The organism is Herbaspirillum sp. RTI4 (genome assembly GCF_034313965.1).
Taxonomy (GTDB): Bacteria; Pseudomonadota; Gammaproteobacteria; order Burkholderiales; family Burkholderiaceae_D; genus Herbaspirillum.
This window is the reverse complement of record NZ_JAVIWQ010000002.1, coordinates 2,038,674-2,054,854: the sequence shown is the minus strand read 5'-3', so window position 1 is coordinate 2,054,854 and position 16,181 is coordinate 2,038,674. Positions and strand designations below refer to the sequence as shown.

The window sequence follows — 16,181 nt, the reverse complement described above, 5'->3', positions numbered from 1 at the left end:
TGTTCTTAGTTGATCTTGGAGATCGCAATATGCTTCAACAGATCCGCCACCGACACCTGCATCGCATCGATAACCGGGGCAGGATACAAGCCCATGACAAGTATGCCGATGGCCAACAATCCCAATATAAGGAATTCACGCTTGTTGATATCGGTCAGCTCGTCGACATGGTGATTGGCAATCGCACCAAATATCACCCGTTTGACCAGCCACAGAGAATAGGAAGCCCCCAGAATTAATGCTGTGGCCGCCAACAAGCCAATCCAGAAATTAAATTTGACCGCACCCAGAATCACCATGAATTCGCCTACAAAACCCGAGGTAGCCGGCAATCCCGAGTTGGCCAGTGAGAACAGGACGAAAAAAGCAGCAAAGCGTGGCATGCGATTGACGACTCCGCCGTAATCAGCAATCCGACGAGTGTGCATGCGGTCATACATGACCCCGATCGCCATAAACATGGCGCCCGACACCAACCCGTGCGAAATCATTTGCGCAATACTGCCCTGCAATGCCAAATCATTGAACATGAAAAAGCCAAGCGTAACGAAACCCATGTGCGCGATCGACGAATACGCAACGAGCTTCTTCATATCTTCCTGCACCAGTGCGACCAAGCCGATGTAAATCACGGCAATCAGGGACAGCGTAATCATGAAGCCCGAGAGGTAATGACTGGCGTCAGGCGTAATGGGCAAGGAAAATCTGAGGAAACCATAAGCGCCGAGCTTGAGCATGATCGCAGCCAACACAATGGAACCGCCCGTCGGCGCTTCAACGTGGGCATCCGGCAACCAGGTATGCACCGGCCACATAGGAACCTTGACGGCAAAGGCCATCAGGAATGCCAGGAAAATCCAGATTTGCTCTTGCATCGACAATGCCGTCTGATGCCATACCGGGATTTCAAAACTTCCGCCTGAAACAAAGTACAAATAAATCAACGCCACCAGCATCATTAAGGAACCAAGCAAGGTGTAGAGGAAAAATTTGATCGCGGCATATACGCGATTCGCGCCGCCCCAGACACCGACGATGATAAACATCGGAATGAGCGTGGCTTCAAAAAACACGTAGAAAAGCAACCCGTCCAGCGCCGAAAACACACCGATCATCAGGCCCGACAGAATCAAAAACGCCCCCATATATTGGGCAACACGCTTTTGTATCACTTCCCACGCGGACAGCACGACGATGATGGTGATAAATGCCGTCAGAGGCAAAAGCCAGAGCGACAAACCATCAATGCCAAGATAGTAGCTAATGCTAAAGCGTTCGATCCAGGCAAATTTTTCGACAAACTGCATGCCGTGAGCAGAATTGTCGAACTGTTGCACCAACGGCAATGTCACGACAAAACTGACTAAGGAACCGAAGAGAGACAACCAGCGCACCAGCGCTGGATTACTGTCGCGCCCGATCAACAGGACGAGGACACCGAAGGCGATCGGACACCAGATCGCGATGCTGAGGAGAGGAAGAGATGACTGCATCATGGTTATTTTTAACTTTACTCCGCCAACTTAATTGGCAAACGGAAACGGCAGGAACCACACGAGGAAACCCAGAACGCCAATGATCATTACGAAAGCATAATGATAGATATAGCCGGTCTGCCCCAGCCGCATGACTTTAGAAAACCAGTTGACGACTTTGGCACTGCCATTGACGATCAAGCCATCAATCAAACCCTTGTCGCCGATACTCCAAAGACCGCCGCCAAGCAAGCGCGCACCGCCGGCGAAGACAACATCATTAAATTTATCAAGGTAGTACTTGTTTTCCAGCAGCGTGTAGATAGGCGAAAATTTATCCTTGATCCATGCTGGCACACGTGGATTGACCATGTAGAAGTAATAAGACACAAGCACACCAGCCAATGCCAGCAAGAATGGCGGCGAGGTCAGTGCATGCACTGCCATGGCGACAGGCCCATGATATTCATGTGCAAGTTCCTCCATGGCGGCATGCGTTTCACTGACAAACAACACGCCTTTGAAGAAATCACCAAACAGCATCGGACCAATTGCCAGGAAACCAATAATTGCAGAAGGAATAGCCAGCAGAATCAACGGCAAAGTGACAACCAGTGGCGACTCATGCGGTTTCTGCCCCGGCGCTAATCCATCGTGAGCGTGATCGTCGTGAACAGCATCATCCACTGCATGTGCTGCATCATGTGCGTCGTGGCTAACAGCGGCCGATGCATGCTGGTCATGGCTACCATGTGCCGCTTTGCCGAACCGCTCTTCTCCGTGAAACACCAGGAAATACATGCGGAAGGAATAGAAGGCCGTGATAAACACACCCGCCAGCACAGAGAAATAAGCAAAGCCGGCACCAGGCAAGGTCGATGCATGCACGGCATCAATGATGCTGTCTTTGGAATAGAAACCCGAGAAGAAAGGCGTGCCGATCAGCGCAAGCGAGCCAACGAGTGAAGTTATCCAGGTAATCGGCATGTATTTACGCAGACCACCCATGTTACGGATGTCCTGATCATGATGCATCCCGATAATGACCGAACCCGCTCCCAGGAATAGCAGCGCTTTGAAAAAAGCGTGTGTCATCAGATGGAATACCGCCACGGAATACGCCGAAGCACCGAGTGCCACAGTCATATAACCTAGTTGTGACAGGGTCGAATAGGCAACCACTCGCTTGATGTCGGTTTGCATGATGCCAAGAAGACCCATGAACAGTGCCGTAATCGCACCGATCACCAGAATCACTGACAACGCAGTATCGGACAATTCGAACAGCGGCGACATACGGGACACCATGAAGATACCTGCAGTAACCATCGTAGCGGCATGAATCAGCGCGGAGATAGGTGTAGGACCTTCCATCGAATCAGGCAACCAGACGTGCAGCGGAAATTGCGCCGATTTACCCATCGCACCGATGAACAGGCAAATACATGCCACGGTAAGAAGCATCCAGTTAGTACCTGGCAATGTGAGCTGAGCGAGCTCGGTTTTCCTAGCGAAGACTTCAGCGTAGTTCATCGAACCAGCATAGGCCATCAGCAAACCGATACCGAGGATGAAACCGAAATCGCCGACACGGTTGACCAGAAAGGCCTTCATGTTCGCCTTGATTGCAGTCGGCCGCGTGTACCAGAAACCGATCAACAAGTAAGACACGAGACCCACTGCTTCCCAACCGAAAAACAGTTGCAGGAAGTTGTTGCTCATGACGAGCATCAGCATCGAAAAGGTGAACAGTGAAATATATGAAAAGAAGCGGTTGTAGCCTTCATCGTCTTTCATGTAGCCGATGGTGTAAATGTGCACCATCAGGGAAACGAAGGTCACTACACACATCATCAACGCCGTCAGGCTATCAATCAGGAAACCGACTTCGAACTTCATTCCAGCTACCGTCATCCAGGTGTATAGCGTGCCGTTGTAACTGGCCCCGCCAACAACTGCGAGCAGTGTCTGTATCGAGATGATCAGCGCAATGAGCACGCCAAGAATGGTCACACTGTGTGAAATTTTACGTCCGACGACGTTGCCGAAAAACTTTGTGCCGAACAAGCCGGCAATTGCTGAGCCAACCAGCGGAGCCAGTGGTACGGCAAGTAGAAGGTGTGGGTTAAGTTGCCCCGCCATGATAAACCTTATCGCTATTTTGAATGAAAGCTGAGCTGCGTTACCGCCGACTCAAACGAACTCGTCCTGCTCCAGCGTCACAGCGCCTAACCTTTCAGACTATCCAGGTCTTCTACATTGATGGTATTCAGATTGCGGAATACGAGTACTAAAATAGCCAGTCCGATCGCCGATTCAGCCGCGGCCACCGTCAGAATAAAGAAAACGAAAATCTGCCCCGCCGCATCGCCAAGATAATGCGAAAAAGCGATGAAATTCATATTGACCGCTAACAGCATCAGTTCGATCGCCATCAGTAGCACGATGATGTTTTTCCGATTGAGAAAAATACCGACGATAGAAATAGCAAACAGCAGCGCGCCGAGAACCAGGTAATGTGCCAACGATAAATTCATGGTGGTTCTCTTAAGCCTGAGTGTCCGTCACCGCAGCTGCGGGCGGATCGTTGCGTGGGGATTCCGATTTCATGTTCACTAAACGGACGCGGTCGCTGCGCTTGACTTTAACTGCCTCGGACGGCGAGAAATGTTTGGTGTCTTTGCGGGTTCGTAAAGTCAGTGAGACTGCCGCGACAATCGCCACCAGCAAAATGACGGCGGCGATTTCAAATGCGTAAACGTATTCTGTGTAAATCAACATGCCGAGCGCTTTGGTGCTTCCAATGTTGGCAGAAGCCGGAGGCACCTGCGCCTCGCTGATCCAGAAATTCCGCATGAGTATGGCCGCCATTTCAAGCACGATCACCACACCAATAGTGGCCGCCATGGGGAAATATCCCCAGAACCCTTCGCGCATTTGTTCCAAATTGATGTCGAGCATCATCACGACAAACAGGAACAGCACCATGACTGCGCCTACATACACGAGCACCAGAACGATGGCCAGAAATTCCGCTTGCAACAGCAGCCAAATACCCGCTGCCGAAAAGAACGCCAACACCAAAAACAAGGCTGCGTGAACAGGGTTGCGTGCGGTGATAACGCGCAAGGCTGCCAATATAAGTATCAGCGAGAACGCGTAAAACAAGAAAGTTTTAAATTCCATAATCAACCAAAAGTCGGCTATTGAAAGCACTACAGCACAATTTGCAGATACGGGACATGCCGCCGCACTGCCACATTTACTTTAATCAGCGATACGTTGCATCTGCTGCACGGGCAGCGGCAATTTGCGGTTCGTAACGATCGCCAACTGCCAACAGCATTTCCTTGGTGTAGTACAAGTCACCGCGTTTTTCACCGTGATATTCCAGAATATGCGTTTCCACAATAGAATCGACAGGGCAAGATTCTTCGCAAAATCCACAAAAAATACACTTGGTCAAATCGATGTCATAGCGAGTGGTTCGGCGCGAACCGTCGTCACGTTGCTCAGACTCGATAGTAATGGCCATCGCAGGACACACAGCTTCGCACAGTTTGCAGGCGATGCAACGCTCTTCCCCGTTGGGATAGCGGCGAAGCGCATGCAGACCTCGAAAACGCGGTGACTGCGGCGTTTTTTCTTCAGGAAACTGAATGGTGATTTTCCGGGCGAACAGATAGCGACCAGTGAGCGCGAGGCCTTTCAGCAATTCACGCAGCATCAAACTGCTAAAGAAATCCTTAATTGCTTCCATCTTCGTATCAACCTTTTCCGTTACTTCCAAATATTCCAGGGTGTCTGCATCCAGATAGCGACAATCACTAAGCAGGCCAGCGTCAGTGGAATAAATACCTTCCAGCCCAGACGCATGATTTGATCATAGCGGTAGCGCGGAAACGAAGCACGTACCCAGATGAACAAGGACACAACAAAGAAAGTCTTCAGACCCAGCCATATCCAGCCCGGGATGAAATCAAGAACTTGCAACGGCGAGGCCCATCCACCGAGGAACATCAGTGACGCTAATGCTGAGATCAGAATCATGTTGGCGTATTCCGCCAGGAAAAACATGGCGAATGACATCCCTGAGTATTCGATCATGTGACCGGCGACGATCTCGGACTCACCTTCAACCACATCAAACGGATGCCGATTGGTTTCAGCGATACCGGAAATAACATAAATCACAAACACCGGCAGCAGCGACAACCAATTCCAAGACAAGAAATTAACGCCATGGTCGAAAAAGTAACCTTTGCTCTGCCCCATCACAATGTCAGTGAGATTCAGGCTGCCGGTGACCATGAGCACGATTACAAGAGCAAAACCCATTGCGATTTCATATGAAACCATTTGCGCAGAGGCGCGCATCGCACCTAGGAACGCGTATTTCGAATTCGAAGCCCATCCAGCGATGATGACGCCGTAGACTTCCATCGAAGTAATTGCCATCACAAACAATAATCCGGCATTGACGTTAGCCAGCACTTTTTCAGGTCCGAACGGGATCACTGCCCATGCGGCCAGAGCCGGCATGATGGTCATAATCGGCGCGATAAAGAAAAGTATCTTATTGGCTTTGGCCGGAGTAGTTACTTCCTTGAAAATAAGTTTGAGCGCATCGGCAATCGGTTGTAGCAAACCCGCTGGACCGACACGATTGGGGCCAAGGCGCACATGCATCCAACCGATCAACTTGCGCTCCCAATACGTCAGATAAGCAACGCATACCAGTAACGGCACCATGACGACCAGGATCTTCAGTACATTCCAGACCAGCGCCCAACCATAAAAGCCAAGAGTAGACAGACCAATATTATTGAGAGCAGCAATATAGTGTTCCATCACGCTTTCTCCACCATGATCGTGCCGAACATTGAGCCCAGCGCTGCCGTCGCGGTATGAGCTGCGGCGATACGCACCACATTAGCCGGTAACCGAGTATCAACTTCTGCAGTCAACACGCTGCTGCCCTGCCCTTGAGTCACTTTCACAAGGTCCCCAGTCGACACGGCGAGCTGCTTTGCCAAGGCAGCAGGAAGCCAGGCACGAGGCGGCCGTGCATCTGTCGTCTGCTGCAGAGAAGGCGCACGACGCACAATCGCATCGGTAAAGTAAATTGGCACATCGGCAATCCGTTCTAAACCACCCGCATCCATCGCAAATGCAGGCGTCAGAACCAAGGATGCCGTGTTGTTCAGACGGGCAGACAGTTCAGCCTGCGACGGTATGGTCGCACCAAGCACTTCTGCACGGATTGACTCGGAAGTCTCATAGTCGAAGTTAGGCAAGCCAAGCAAATTACCCAGTACCCGCAGAACCTTCCAGGCTGGACGCGTTTCACCGAGTGGCTTGACCGTACCGTTGAAACTTTGGGCCCGTCCTTCGCAGTTGACGAAGGTGCCGGAAGTTTCAGTGAACGGTGCAATTGGCAGCAACACATCCGCATATTCTTCACCATGACGGTAAGGTGACATCACCACCACCATCTCGGCTTGCTTCAGTGCAGTCCGTGCAGCTTGCGGGTTGCTGCTGTCCAATTCTGGTTCGACATTCAGCAGCAGATACGCTTTGCGCGCCACGCCAAACACTGGCTGGGCCTTGCCTGCAGCAGGAATGGCATTTGCCAGATAAGCACCGACGGTATTGCCGCCTTCTGTCAAATACGCAAGTTTGGATTCGGTATGTTGGGCGATCCACTGCGCAGCCACATGCAGTTGCGACGCTTGCGGGTGTTGGCTCGCAGCATTACCGAGCAGGATCGCTTTTGCAGTACCAGACATTAAGCTGACCGCAATTTTCTGCGCCGCTTCCGTCGCAACGACAGCTTCGAATCCAGCCGGTGCCGTAACATTCTTGAGCGCGGCTACAGCAGCAACTATTTCACCCAATGCAGCGAGCCAATCGGACGGTGCGCGCACCAACTTGTTCGCAATCGGCATCAACAAGTCATCGTCAGTGGCATGCAGCACATTGACATGACCGCCATTCTTCACCGATTGGCGCAGACGAGCTGCAAGCAGCGGATGATCTTTGCGCAGGAAAGACCCGATAACTAATGCCCGATCCAGCTGGCCGAATTCGGTGATAGACATGCCCAGCCAAGGCGTGACTTGATGATCCAGCGTGAAATCTGTTTGACGCAGACGGAATTCAATATTTTCAGAACCGATACCGCGCACTACTTTTTGCAGCAAGTTCATTTCTTCCAGCGTCGAAGTAGGCGTTGCCAGCGCAGCGATTGCGTCAGCACCATGTTCGTGTTTGATATTGCGCAATCCGTGGGCAACATATTCGAGCGCGGTTTGCCAATCGACTGTGCGCCAGACACCATCTTGCTTGAGCATCGGTGCGGTCAGTCTTTGTTCACTGTCCAGAGCCTCGTAGGAAAAACGATCCTTGTCCGAGATCCAGCACTCGTTGACATCGTCATTTTCCAGCGGCAGGACGCGCATCACTTTGCCACCCTTGACTTGCACAGTCAGGTTGGTTCCCATGCCGTCATGCGGACTCACCGATTTGCGGCGTGACAATTCCCAGGTACGAGCGCTGTAACGGAAAGGCTTGGAGGTCAGTGCGCCAACCGGACACAGATCGATCATGTTTCCCGACAACTCGGAATCCACCGTATTGCCGACGAAAGTAGTAATTTCCGCGTGTTCGCCACGACCCAGCATCCCCAGCTCCATGACGCCAGCAACTTCCTGACCGAAACGGACGCAACGGGTGCAGTGAATGCAGCGATTCATTTCTTTCATCGATATCAGCGGACCGACATCCTTGGGGGTCACTACACGCTTCTCTTCTTCGTAACGTGAGGTAGAACCGCCATATCCGACTGCAAGATCCTGCAATTGGCATTCGCCACCCTGGTCACAAATAGGACAATCCAAGGGATGATTGATCAATAAAAATTCCATCACGCCTTGCTGCGCCTTGACCGCCTTATCGCTCGCGGTGCGTACGATCATGCCCGCAGAGACAGGAGTCGCGCAGGCAGGCAGGGGCTTGGGTGCTTTTTCGACGTCAACCAGGCACATCCGGCAATTAGCCGCGATGGACAGTTTTTTGTGATAGCAGAAATGCGGAATGTACGTGCCAAGTTTGTTGGCAGCGTCCATCACCATGCTGCCTTCTTGTACTTCCACTTTCTTGCCGTCTATTTCAATTTCGACCATGGCTTTTTGCCCAAACTAAGTATGTGCTGTTGCTTCAATGCGTTCTGTGCTGCCAGTTTTTAGCTGGCATTACACAACGCCCTATCACCGCATGCCATGCGGCAGGCAGTGGCTAGATATAAGACGGCACCAGGCAATGTTTATGCTCGATGTGATACTCAAACTCTTCACGGAAATTCTTGATGAAAGCACGCACCGGCATTGCCGCCGCATCTCCCAACGCACAAATTGTCCGCCCCTGAATATTGTCGGCAACAGCGTTGAGCTTATCCAAATCGTCTGGACGACCTTGACCGTTTTCAATTCGCTCTACCATGCGATACATCCAGCCGGTACCTTCCCGGCAAGGTGTACATTGACCACAAGATTCTTCGAAGTAAAAATACGACAGGCGCATCAGGGACTTAACCATGCAGCGGGTATCGTCCATTACGATGACCGCACCAGAACCTAGCATGGAACCAGCCTTGGCAATCGAATCGTAATCGAGGTCCGTATCCATCATGACATCGCCCCGAATAACGGGTGCAGAAGAACCACCAGGAATCACAGCCTTGATTTTTTTCCCGCCGCGCATACCACCTGCCAGTTCCAGCAATTTGGCAAATGGCGTTCCGAGCGGTACTTCATAATTTCCTGGCAATTCCACATCGCCTGAAATCGAAAATATCTTCGAACCGCCATTATTTGGCTTGCCTATACCCGCATAAGCGGCTGCGCCGATCTGGAAAATGAAAGGCACTGCGGCGAAAGTTTCAGTATTGTTGATCGTGGTCGGCTTACCGTACAAGCCGAAGCTCGCAGGGAACGGTGGCTTGAATCGCGGCTGGCCTTTTTTACCTTCAAGCGATTCCAGCAACGCCGTTTCTTCTCCACAAATATAAGCACCATAGCCGTGATGGCCGTGCAGCTGGAAATTCAAACCGGAACCGAGGATATTGTCGCCAAGAAAACCGGCAGCACGCGCCTCTTCCAACGCCTCTTCGAAACGCGCATAGGCGTCCCAAATTTCGCCGTGAATGTAGTTATACCCAACGGTAATACCCATTGCATAGCCGCCAATGATCATTCCTTCGATCAATGCATGCGGGTTGTAGCGCAGAATGTCCCGATCCTTGAATGTGCCCGGCTCGCCTTCGTCGCTATTGCAGACCAGATACTTCTGACCTGGAAACTGACGCGGCATGAAACTCCATTTCAGGCCAGTCGGAAAACCGGCGCCGCCACGTCCACGCAGCGAGGATGCCTTCAGTTCGGCAATCACTTGTTCTGGAGTGATGTTGTCAGCAAGAATACGCTTGAGAGAGGCATAACCTCCGCGCTTGACATAGTCAGCCAGATGCCAGTTGGCACCATCTAGACCTGCAAGAATCAATGGATTGATATGACGATTGTGCAATGAGGTCATTTGGCAGTGCCTTCGCTTAACTCTACAATCAGCGCATCAATTTTTTCGTTCGACATCCAGCTGCACATCCGTTTGTTATTGAGCAACATCACAGGCGCATCTCCGCAAGCGCCCATGCATTCGCCTTCAAGCAGAGTGAACTGGCCGTCCGATGTAGTTTCTTTGAATCCAATGCCCAATTTTTGCTTGAGATAAGCGGCTGCATTGGCACCGCCTGACAACTGGCAAGGCAAATTGGTGCATACGGTAATTTTGAATTTCCCGACTGGCCGCGTGTTGTACATGTTGTAGAACGTGGCGACTTCTTGTACTGCTACCGGCGCCATGTCCAGATAGTCAGCGATTTCATGCTGCAGTTCGGGCGGCAACCAACCATGTTCATCCTGGGCAATTGCCAATGCTGCCATAACGGCAGATTGCTTTTGATCGGCTGGATATTTCGCCAGCTCGCGATCTATTTTATGTAAGGCTTCTTGAGATAACAGCATGTCGTTGACCGTCCGTGCGCAATCTTCTGCGCGGGGTTGTTATTGCAATATAGCAATAGGAAAAAGCATCAGCATCACATCATCGATTAACGATCGATCTCACCAAATACAATATCTTGCGATCCAATAATCGTTACTGCATCGGCAATCATGTGACCTTTGGCCATTTCGTTCAGACTTTGCAAATGCGCAAAGCCAGGAGCGCGTATCTTCATGCGGTATGGCTTGTTGGCACCATCAGAAATCAGATAAATACCGAATTCCCCTTTGGGATGTTCAACTGCCGCATAAGTCTCGCCCGGCGGTACATGGAATCCTTCAGTGAACAATTTGAAGTGGTGAATCAGATCTTCCATGTTCGATTTCATGTCGACCCGCGGCGGCGGTGCAATCTTGTGATTGTCGACAATGACCGGGCCTTCATTTTTTCGCAACCACTCAACGCACTGGGAAATGATGCGATTCGATTGGCGCATTTCCTCAACCCGTACCAAATAGCGATCATAGCTATCGCCATTCTTGCCAACAGGAATATCAAAATCTAACTGGTCATAGACTTCGTAAGGCTGTTTCCGTCGCAAGTCCCATTCGATCCCGGAGCCGCGCAGCATCGGACCGGTAAAGCCCATTGCCAGCGCTCGCTCAGGGGAAACCACACCCACACCGACGAGTCGCTGTTTCCAGATGCGGTTATCGGTCAACAGGGTTTCGTATTCATCGACATAAGTCGGGAAACGCTTGGTGAAATCATCGATGAAATCGAGCAAGGAGCCTTGACGATTCTCATTGAGCGCGCGAATCGCCTTGTCATTACGCATGATCGAAGCCTGATATTGCGGCATGGCATTGGGCAAATCGCGGTAGACGCCGCCCGGACGGTAATACGCGGCATGCATACGCGCACCGGAGACCGCTTCGTAGCAATCCATCAAATCTTCACGTTCGCGGAAGGCATACAGCAACACCCCCATGGCGCCGACGTCCAGCGCATGTGCACCAATCCACATCAGGTGATTCATCAAGCGGGTGATCTCATCGAACATGACGCGAATGTACTGGGCGCGCACTGGCACCTCGACACCCAACATCTTTTCAATCGCCATGACATAAGCATGCTCGTTACACATCATCGACACGTAATCGAGCCGATCCATGTATGGCACTGATTGCAGATAGGTTTTCTGCTCTGCCAGCTTTTCGGTCGCGCGATGCAGCAGACCAATGTGCGGATCGGCGCGTTGGATCACCTCACCGTCAAGCTCCAACACCAGACGCAAAACACCATGTGCAGCTGGATGCTGAGGACCGAAATTGAGCGTGTAATTCTTGATCTCTGCCATTATTTGATCCCGTAATTTTCTTCGCGAATCACGCGCGGAACGTTTTCACGCGGCTCGATGGTGACAGGTTGATAGACCACACGTTTTTGCTCTGCGTCGTAACGCATTTCGACATAGCCGGAAACAGGGAAGTCTTTGCGGAAAGGATGACCAATAAAGCCATAGTCAGTCAGAATACGACGCAAATCGTTGTGACCGTCGAAGAGAATACCGAAGAAGTCAAAAGCTTCGCGTTCGTACCAGTCGGCTGTCGACCAGATAGACGTTACCGAAGACACTAGCGGCAAATCATCATCCGGCGCGAATACCCGCACGCGCAAGCGCCAATTGTGTTGCACCGATAGCAGGTGTGAGACAACGGCAAAACGCGCGCCATCCCATTCACTGTCGCCATAAGCAGAATAATCGACACCGCATAAATCCATCATCTGATCAAAGCGAGTATCGGCGTGATCGCGCAATACACGCATTGCAGATAAATAATCGCCTGCATTAACGATAATGGTGACCTGATCCAATTCCACGACCAGATTTTGCAGATACCCCCCCAGCGCATTGCGCACGGCTGCTTCGAGAGTTTCCAGTTTAGTCATCGTTCTACCCTCTTAGCGCGCAATGGTATTAGTGCGCTTGATCTTGTTTTGCAACTGGATGACGCCGTACAGCAAAGCCTCCGCTGTGGGCGGGCAACCTGGCACATAGACATCGACCGGCACGATGCGATCACAACCGCGCACCACCGAGTAAGAATAATGATAATAACCACCGCCATTAGCGCATGAACCCATGGAGATAACCCAACGCGGCTCAGCCATCTGGTCGTAAACTTTACGCAATGCCGGTGCCATTTTATTGCACAGTGTGCCGGCAACGATCATCACATCCGATTGACGTGGTGACGGACGAAACATAATTCCGAACCTGTCCAGATCATAGCGGGACGCCCCAACGTGCATCATCTCAACAGCACAACACGCCAAACCGAAGGTCATCGGCCACATTGAACCTGTGCGCGTCCAGTTGATTACTTTGTCCAGCGAGGTGGTTACGAACCCCTCATTCAATACGCCTTCAATTGACATAAGTTATTCCCAGTCCAGGGCACCCTTCTTCCAAATGTACCAAAAGCCGACTACAAATTCAGCGATGAACACCATCATCGTGACAAAGCCGGACCAGCCCAGATCGCGCATTGCGACGCCCCAGGGAAAGAAAAAAGCAGTTTCAAGGTCGAACAAAATGAACAGAATGGCTACGAGGTAGTAGCGCACATCGAATTTCATGCGGGCATCTTCAAACGCTTCGAAGCCACACTCATAGGGAGAAGTTTTTTGGGCATCAGGCTTGTGCGGGCCGAGTAGACGACCAAGCAACTGAGGGGCGATACCTACGCCGATGCCAATCAAAATAAACAGTAATACGGGGAGATAATTATCGAGGTTCACGTTTGGGCGCAGGTATGTTGAACAAAAATTTAGGAATGATTCTCAATATCGAGCAACGTATCCCTTCGACAAAAAGCCAGCTCAGGCTTTACTCCTTTGCTGGCTTTTCCACTTCATTTCTGGTGCCGGCGGCGAGACTCGAACTCGCACAGCTTTACGCCACTACCCCCTCAAGATAGCGTGTCTACCAATTTCACCACGTCGGCTTAAGGCTGCTATTTTAACCTGCTTGTCATTCTTGTTCAATGCACAAATAGGATTAAAACTGATTGTTTAACACTCGATCGCCCAAGGCTAGCGACCGCGAAACAAAACAAGGAAAGTTATTTCGGAATTTCATTAACCGGGGTGGCTGGAACAACTGGCGCAGCCGGAGTCGGAACGACTGTTGACGGAATTGGCAGTGCATCCATAACACCACCACTCGCTACCGCGTGATGATTACTGAGATACGCCAACGCCAGTGTCGCCGCAAAAAATACTGCCGCAGCCACCCCTGTCGACTTAGACAAAAAATTCGATGAGCCAGTGGCACCAAACAAACTGCCCGAAGCACCAGAACCAAAAGCAGCTCCCATATCGGCGCCTTTACCGTGCTGCAGCAAAACCAGTCCGATAATAGTCAGCGCAGACAGCACTTGAACAATAACAATAGCGGTAAAAAAAGTGTTCATGTATTTACAGTTTCCAATTTCAGATAAATCAAATATGAAGCGTCAGACCGCTTGAATAATGGCAAGAAAATCTGCTGCTTTTAGAGCCGCGCCGCCAATAAGTCCGCCATCAATATCGGCCATGCCCAGCAATTCGCCAGCATTATCGGGCTTCATGCTACCACCATACAAAATCGCCACTAGCTGAGCCGCCGCTGCGTTCTTGATTGCTAACTGAGAGCGCAAAAATGCATGCACTTCTTGCGCCATGGACGGTGTTGCAGTTTTCCCGGTACCAATGGCCCAAACAGGCTCATAAGCCACCACAATGCGAGCCACATCGTCGCTGGAAATCACAGCCAACACACTATTGAGCTGATTAGCCACAATATCATTCGTTTGCCCGGCTTCACGCTGCTCCAGAGTTTCGCCAACGCAAACAATCGGGGTCAAGCCTGCCGCAAGCGCTGCAAGTGTTTTTTGCGCTACTACGGCATCACTCTCAGAATGATAAGCACGACGCTCGGAGTGCCCCACGATCACGTACTGCACGCCAAACTCCAGCAACATCGAAGCAGAAACCTCACCCGTGTAAGCGCCCGCTGCATGAGCCGAAACATCCTGCGCACCCAGCTTCAGCTTTGACTCAGCAAGCGCCAACTGCGCTTGCGCAAGATAAGGCGTCGGCACACATACGGCTACCTCGCAATGCGGCTGAGACAGCCCCGCGCAAACTCCCGACAGCAGATCTGCATTTGCAGACAGACTGCCATTCATTTTCCAATTGCCAGCAATGAGTTTTTGACGCATACGAGTAAAGTTAGAAGCCTAATATTGAATAACCCGCCATTCTAGCGCGTAGGAGGATGCCGGGTCAAATGAGCAGTGCTGAACTTATCCTAGTAATATTTATGACCGCTGCGAAACCGGGCGTTGCGATCGATCTATTCGATCAATTGCTTATGCCACCACCAACATAATTTTACCTATGTGCTCGCTCGACTCCATCAAAGCATGCGCTTGCGCAGCTTGCTCCAATGGGAATGTGCGATAAATCTGAGGAGCTATCTTACCGCTTTCAATCAAGGGCCACACAGCGGCTTCCAATTGCACCGCAATGGCCGCCTTGAATGCCACCGAACGCGGACGCAAAGTAGAACCGGTGATAGTCAAGCGACGACGAATAATTTGCCATAAATCCAGTTCGGACTTGGCTCCGCCCAACGCCGCAATCAACACCAAACGACCATCCTCAGCAAGAACACGCAATTCACGCGGCACGTAATCGCCACCCACCATATCAAGAATCACATCGACACCCTTGCCTTCGGTTGCCGCCTTGATTTCTTCGACGAAATCCTGCTCCCGGTAATTGATTGCTTGCACAGCCCCCATTTGCTCACAGGCACGACATTTTTCAGCACTGCCGGCGGTAGCAAAAACACGGTGACCGAGTGCGGTCGCCAGCTGAATAGCCGTCACGCCAATGCCTGAAGAGCCTCCCTGCACCAGCAAGCTTTCCTCACCCTTCAGATTTCCACGTTCGAAAACATTACTCCAAACGGTAAAAAAATTTTCCGGCAAAGCCGCTGCTTGCAAAGCCGTCAAACCCTTTGGCAGCGGCAAACATTGAGCCAACGGCGCCGTACAGAATTGCGCATAACCGCCACCTTGCAACAACGCACATACCAGATCACCCACCTTAAACCGGCTGCCAGCCAGATCGCCAGCAACGATTTCGCCGGCCACTTCCAATCCGGGGATATCGGAAGCACCAGCAGGTGGCTGATAATTGCCAAGGCGTTGAGCGACATCAGGGCGATTGACGCCAGCAGCATGAACCTTGATCAACACTTCACCCTGCCCCGGAACGGGCATCGGGCGCTCACAGAGTTGCAATACTTCTGGCGCGCCAGGGCGGGTAATCTCGATTGCTTGCATAGCGACATCCTTTGAATAAGTAAAGCTGGCAGCGCTCAGGTAATACAGAAACAGTGCCGCAACATGCTCGATCGCAGTCGGTGCCGAATGGTAACCCGCCACCGTACTTCTTGCTGCGCACCACCGACAATTTAGAAATGCCAAAGAATCGCAGAAAAGAAAAATTTGGGCTCTTCACCGGAATCGCCATCACCATAAAAAAACCGCCCCAAGCAAAGAGCCATGGAGCGGTTTTCTAACCGGCCTG

At 51.3% G+C, this 16,181-nt stretch carries 16 protein-coding genes and 1 tRNA gene; all 17 read right to left on the bottom strand.

Annotated elements, in window-relative coordinates:
* Nucleotides 1-5: 5 nt before the first annotated feature.
* The 17 genes from RGU70_RS09350 to RGU70_RS09270 all read right to left on the bottom strand — a co-directional run bounded on the left by RGU70_RS09350 (nucleotide 6) and on the right by RGU70_RS09270 (nucleotide 15,934).
* Nucleotides 6-1,496 carry an NADH-quinone oxidoreductase subunit M gene (locus RGU70_RS09350; protein WP_322209123.1) on the bottom strand — a complete coding sequence of 497 codons (1,491 nt, stop codon included), beginning with the start codon at nucleotides 1,494-1,496 and terminating at the stop codon, nucleotides 6-8.
* 27 nt (nucleotides 1,497-1,523) lie between these two features.
* Nucleotides 1,524-3,617 carry an NADH-quinone oxidoreductase subunit L gene (nuoL, locus tag RGU70_RS09345; RefSeq protein WP_322209122.1) on the bottom strand — a complete coding sequence of 698 codons (2,094 nt, stop codon included), beginning with the start codon at nucleotides 3,615-3,617 and terminating at the stop codon, nucleotides 1,524-1,526.
* Nucleotides 3,618-3,703: 86 nt separating this feature from the next.
* The gene (gene nuoK, locus RGU70_RS09340; protein ID WP_322209121.1) at nucleotides 3,704-4,012 is read right to left on the bottom strand and encodes an NADH-quinone oxidoreductase subunit NuoK; all 309 of its coding nucleotides are present in this window, start codon (nucleotides 4,010-4,012) and stop codon (nucleotides 3,704-3,706) included.
* 10 nt (nucleotides 4,013-4,022) lie between these two features.
* A complete protein-coding gene (locus tag RGU70_RS09335) occupies nucleotides 4,023-4,661 on the bottom strand; it encodes an NADH-quinone oxidoreductase subunit J (RefSeq protein ID WP_322210749.1) in 639 nt (212 codons plus the stop codon).
* A gap of 85 nt (nucleotides 4,662-4,746) precedes the next feature.
* The gene (gene nuoI / locus RGU70_RS09330; RefSeq protein WP_322209120.1) at nucleotides 4,747-5,235 is read right to left on the bottom strand and encodes an NADH-quinone oxidoreductase subunit NuoI; all 489 of its coding nucleotides are present in this window, start codon (nucleotides 5,233-5,235) and stop codon (nucleotides 4,747-4,749) included.
* 20 nt (nucleotides 5,236-5,255) lie between these two features.
* Entirely contained in the window at nucleotides 5,256-6,326 is a 1,071-nt protein-coding gene (gene nuoH / locus RGU70_RS09325) for an NADH-quinone oxidoreductase subunit NuoH (protein ID WP_322209119.1), read from the bottom strand.
* Nucleotides 6,326-8,659 (bottom strand): NADH-quinone oxidoreductase subunit NuoG, encoded by a 2,334-nt coding sequence (gene nuoG / locus RGU70_RS09320; protein ID WP_322209118.1) that lies wholly within the window; start codon nucleotides 8,657-8,659, stop codon nucleotides 6,326-6,328. Before nuoG ends, nuoH begins: the two co-directional genes overlap by 1 nt.
* Before the next feature lie 112 nt (nucleotides 8,660-8,771).
* Nucleotides 8,772-10,067 (bottom strand): NADH-quinone oxidoreductase subunit NuoF, encoded by a 1,296-nt coding sequence (nuoF, locus tag RGU70_RS09315; RefSeq protein ID WP_322209117.1) that lies wholly within the window; start codon nucleotides 10,065-10,067, stop codon nucleotides 8,772-8,774.
* A complete protein-coding gene (nuoE, locus tag RGU70_RS09310) occupies nucleotides 10,064-10,555 on the bottom strand; it encodes an NADH-quinone oxidoreductase subunit NuoE (protein WP_322209116.1) in 492 nt (163 codons plus the stop codon). Before nuoE ends, nuoF begins: the two co-directional genes overlap by 4 nt.
* Nucleotides 10,556-10,641: 86 nt before the next feature.
* On the bottom strand, nucleotides 10,642-11,895 hold the full coding sequence (locus RGU70_RS09305) for an NADH-quinone oxidoreductase subunit D (RefSeq protein WP_322209115.1): 1,254 nt from the start codon (nucleotides 11,893-11,895) through the stop codon (nucleotides 10,642-10,644).
* The gene (locus RGU70_RS09300) at nucleotides 11,895-12,488 is read right to left on the bottom strand and encodes an NADH-quinone oxidoreductase subunit C (protein ID WP_322209114.1); all 594 of its coding nucleotides are present in this window, start codon (nucleotides 12,486-12,488) and stop codon (nucleotides 11,895-11,897) included. Before RGU70_RS09300 ends, RGU70_RS09305 begins: the two co-directional genes overlap by 1 nt.
* Before the next feature lie 12 nt (nucleotides 12,489-12,500).
* Nucleotides 12,501-12,977, bottom strand: a complete 477-nt coding sequence (locus RGU70_RS09295; RefSeq protein WP_029363014.1) for a NuoB/complex I 20 kDa subunit family protein — start codon at nucleotides 12,975-12,977, stop codon at nucleotides 12,501-12,503.
* 3 nt (nucleotides 12,978-12,980) lie between these two features.
* On the bottom strand, nucleotides 12,981-13,340 hold the full coding sequence (locus RGU70_RS09290) for an NADH-quinone oxidoreductase subunit A (protein ID WP_322209113.1): 360 nt from the start codon (nucleotides 13,338-13,340) through the stop codon (nucleotides 12,981-12,983).
* A 120-nt stretch (nucleotides 13,341-13,460) separates the two neighbouring features.
* Nucleotides 13,461-13,546, bottom strand: a tRNA-Leu gene (locus RGU70_RS09285).
* A 117-nt stretch (nucleotides 13,547-13,663) separates the two neighbouring features.
* Nucleotides 13,664-14,014, bottom strand: a complete 351-nt coding sequence (secG, locus tag RGU70_RS09280) for a preprotein translocase subunit SecG (RefSeq protein WP_322209112.1) — start codon at nucleotides 14,012-14,014, stop codon at nucleotides 13,664-13,666.
* A gap of 42 nt (nucleotides 14,015-14,056) precedes the next feature.
* Nucleotides 14,057-14,803, bottom strand: coding sequence for a triose-phosphate isomerase (tpiA, locus tag RGU70_RS09275; RefSeq protein WP_322209111.1), 747 nt, complete (start codon nucleotides 14,801-14,803; stop codon nucleotides 14,057-14,059).
* Nucleotides 14,804-14,953: 150 nt separating this feature from the next.
* Nucleotides 14,954-15,934, bottom strand: coding sequence for an NAD(P)H-quinone oxidoreductase (locus RGU70_RS09270; RefSeq protein ID WP_322210748.1), 981 nt, complete (start codon nucleotides 15,932-15,934; stop codon nucleotides 14,954-14,956).
* Between the last annotated feature and the right edge of the window lie 247 nt (nucleotides 15,935-16,181).

Coding starts and splice junctions, on each gene's coding strand:
- RGU70_RS09350 (WP_322209123.1), bottom strand. CDS start 1,496: ATGATGCAGTCATCTCTTCCTCTCCTCAGCATCGCGATCTGGTGTCCG.
- nuoL (WP_322209122.1), bottom strand. CDS start 3,617: ATGGCGGGGCAACTTAACCCACACCTTCTACTTGCCGTACCACTGGCT.
- nuoK (WP_322209121.1), bottom strand. CDS start 4,012: ATGAATTTATCGTTGGCACATTACCTGGTTCTCGGCGCGCTGCTGTTT.
- RGU70_RS09335 (WP_322210749.1), bottom strand. CDS start 4,661: ATGGAATTTAAAACTTTCTTGTTTTACGCGTTCTCGCTGATACTTATA.
- nuoI (WP_322209120.1), bottom strand. CDS start 5,235: ATGGAAGCAATTAAGGATTTCTTTAGCAGTTTGATGCTGCGTGAATTG.
- nuoH (WP_322209119.1), bottom strand. CDS start 6,326: ATGGAACACTATATTGCTGCTCTCAATAATATTGGTCTGTCTACTCTT.
- nuoG (WP_322209118.1), bottom strand. CDS start 8,659: ATGGTCGAAATTGAAATAGACGGCAAGAAAGTGGAAGTACAAGAAGGC.
- nuoF (WP_322209117.1), bottom strand. CDS start 10,067: ATGACCTCATTGCACAATCGTCATATCAATCCATTGATTCTTGCAGGT.
- nuoE (WP_322209116.1), bottom strand. CDS start 10,555: ATGCTGTTATCTCAAGAAGCCTTACATAAAATAGATCGCGAGCTGGCG.
- RGU70_RS09305 (WP_322209115.1), bottom strand. CDS start 11,895: ATGGCAGAGATCAAGAATTACACGCTCAATTTCGGTCCTCAGCATCCA.
- RGU70_RS09300 (WP_322209114.1), bottom strand. CDS start 12,488: ATGACTAAACTGGAAACTCTCGAAGCAGCCGTGCGCAATGCGCTGGGG.
- RGU70_RS09295 (WP_029363014.1), bottom strand. CDS start 12,977: ATGTCAATTGAAGGCGTATTGAATGAGGGGTTCGTAACCACCTCGCTG.
- secG (WP_322209112.1), bottom strand. CDS start 14,014: ATGAACACTTTTTTTACCGCTATTGTTATTGTTCAAGTGCTGTCTGCG.
- tpiA (WP_322209111.1), bottom strand. CDS start 14,803: ATGCGTCAAAAACTCATTGCTGGCAATTGGAAAATGAATGGCAGTCTG.
- RGU70_RS09270 (WP_322210748.1), bottom strand. CDS start 15,934: ATGCAAGCAATCGAGATTACCCGCCCTGGCGCGCCAGAAGTATTGCAA.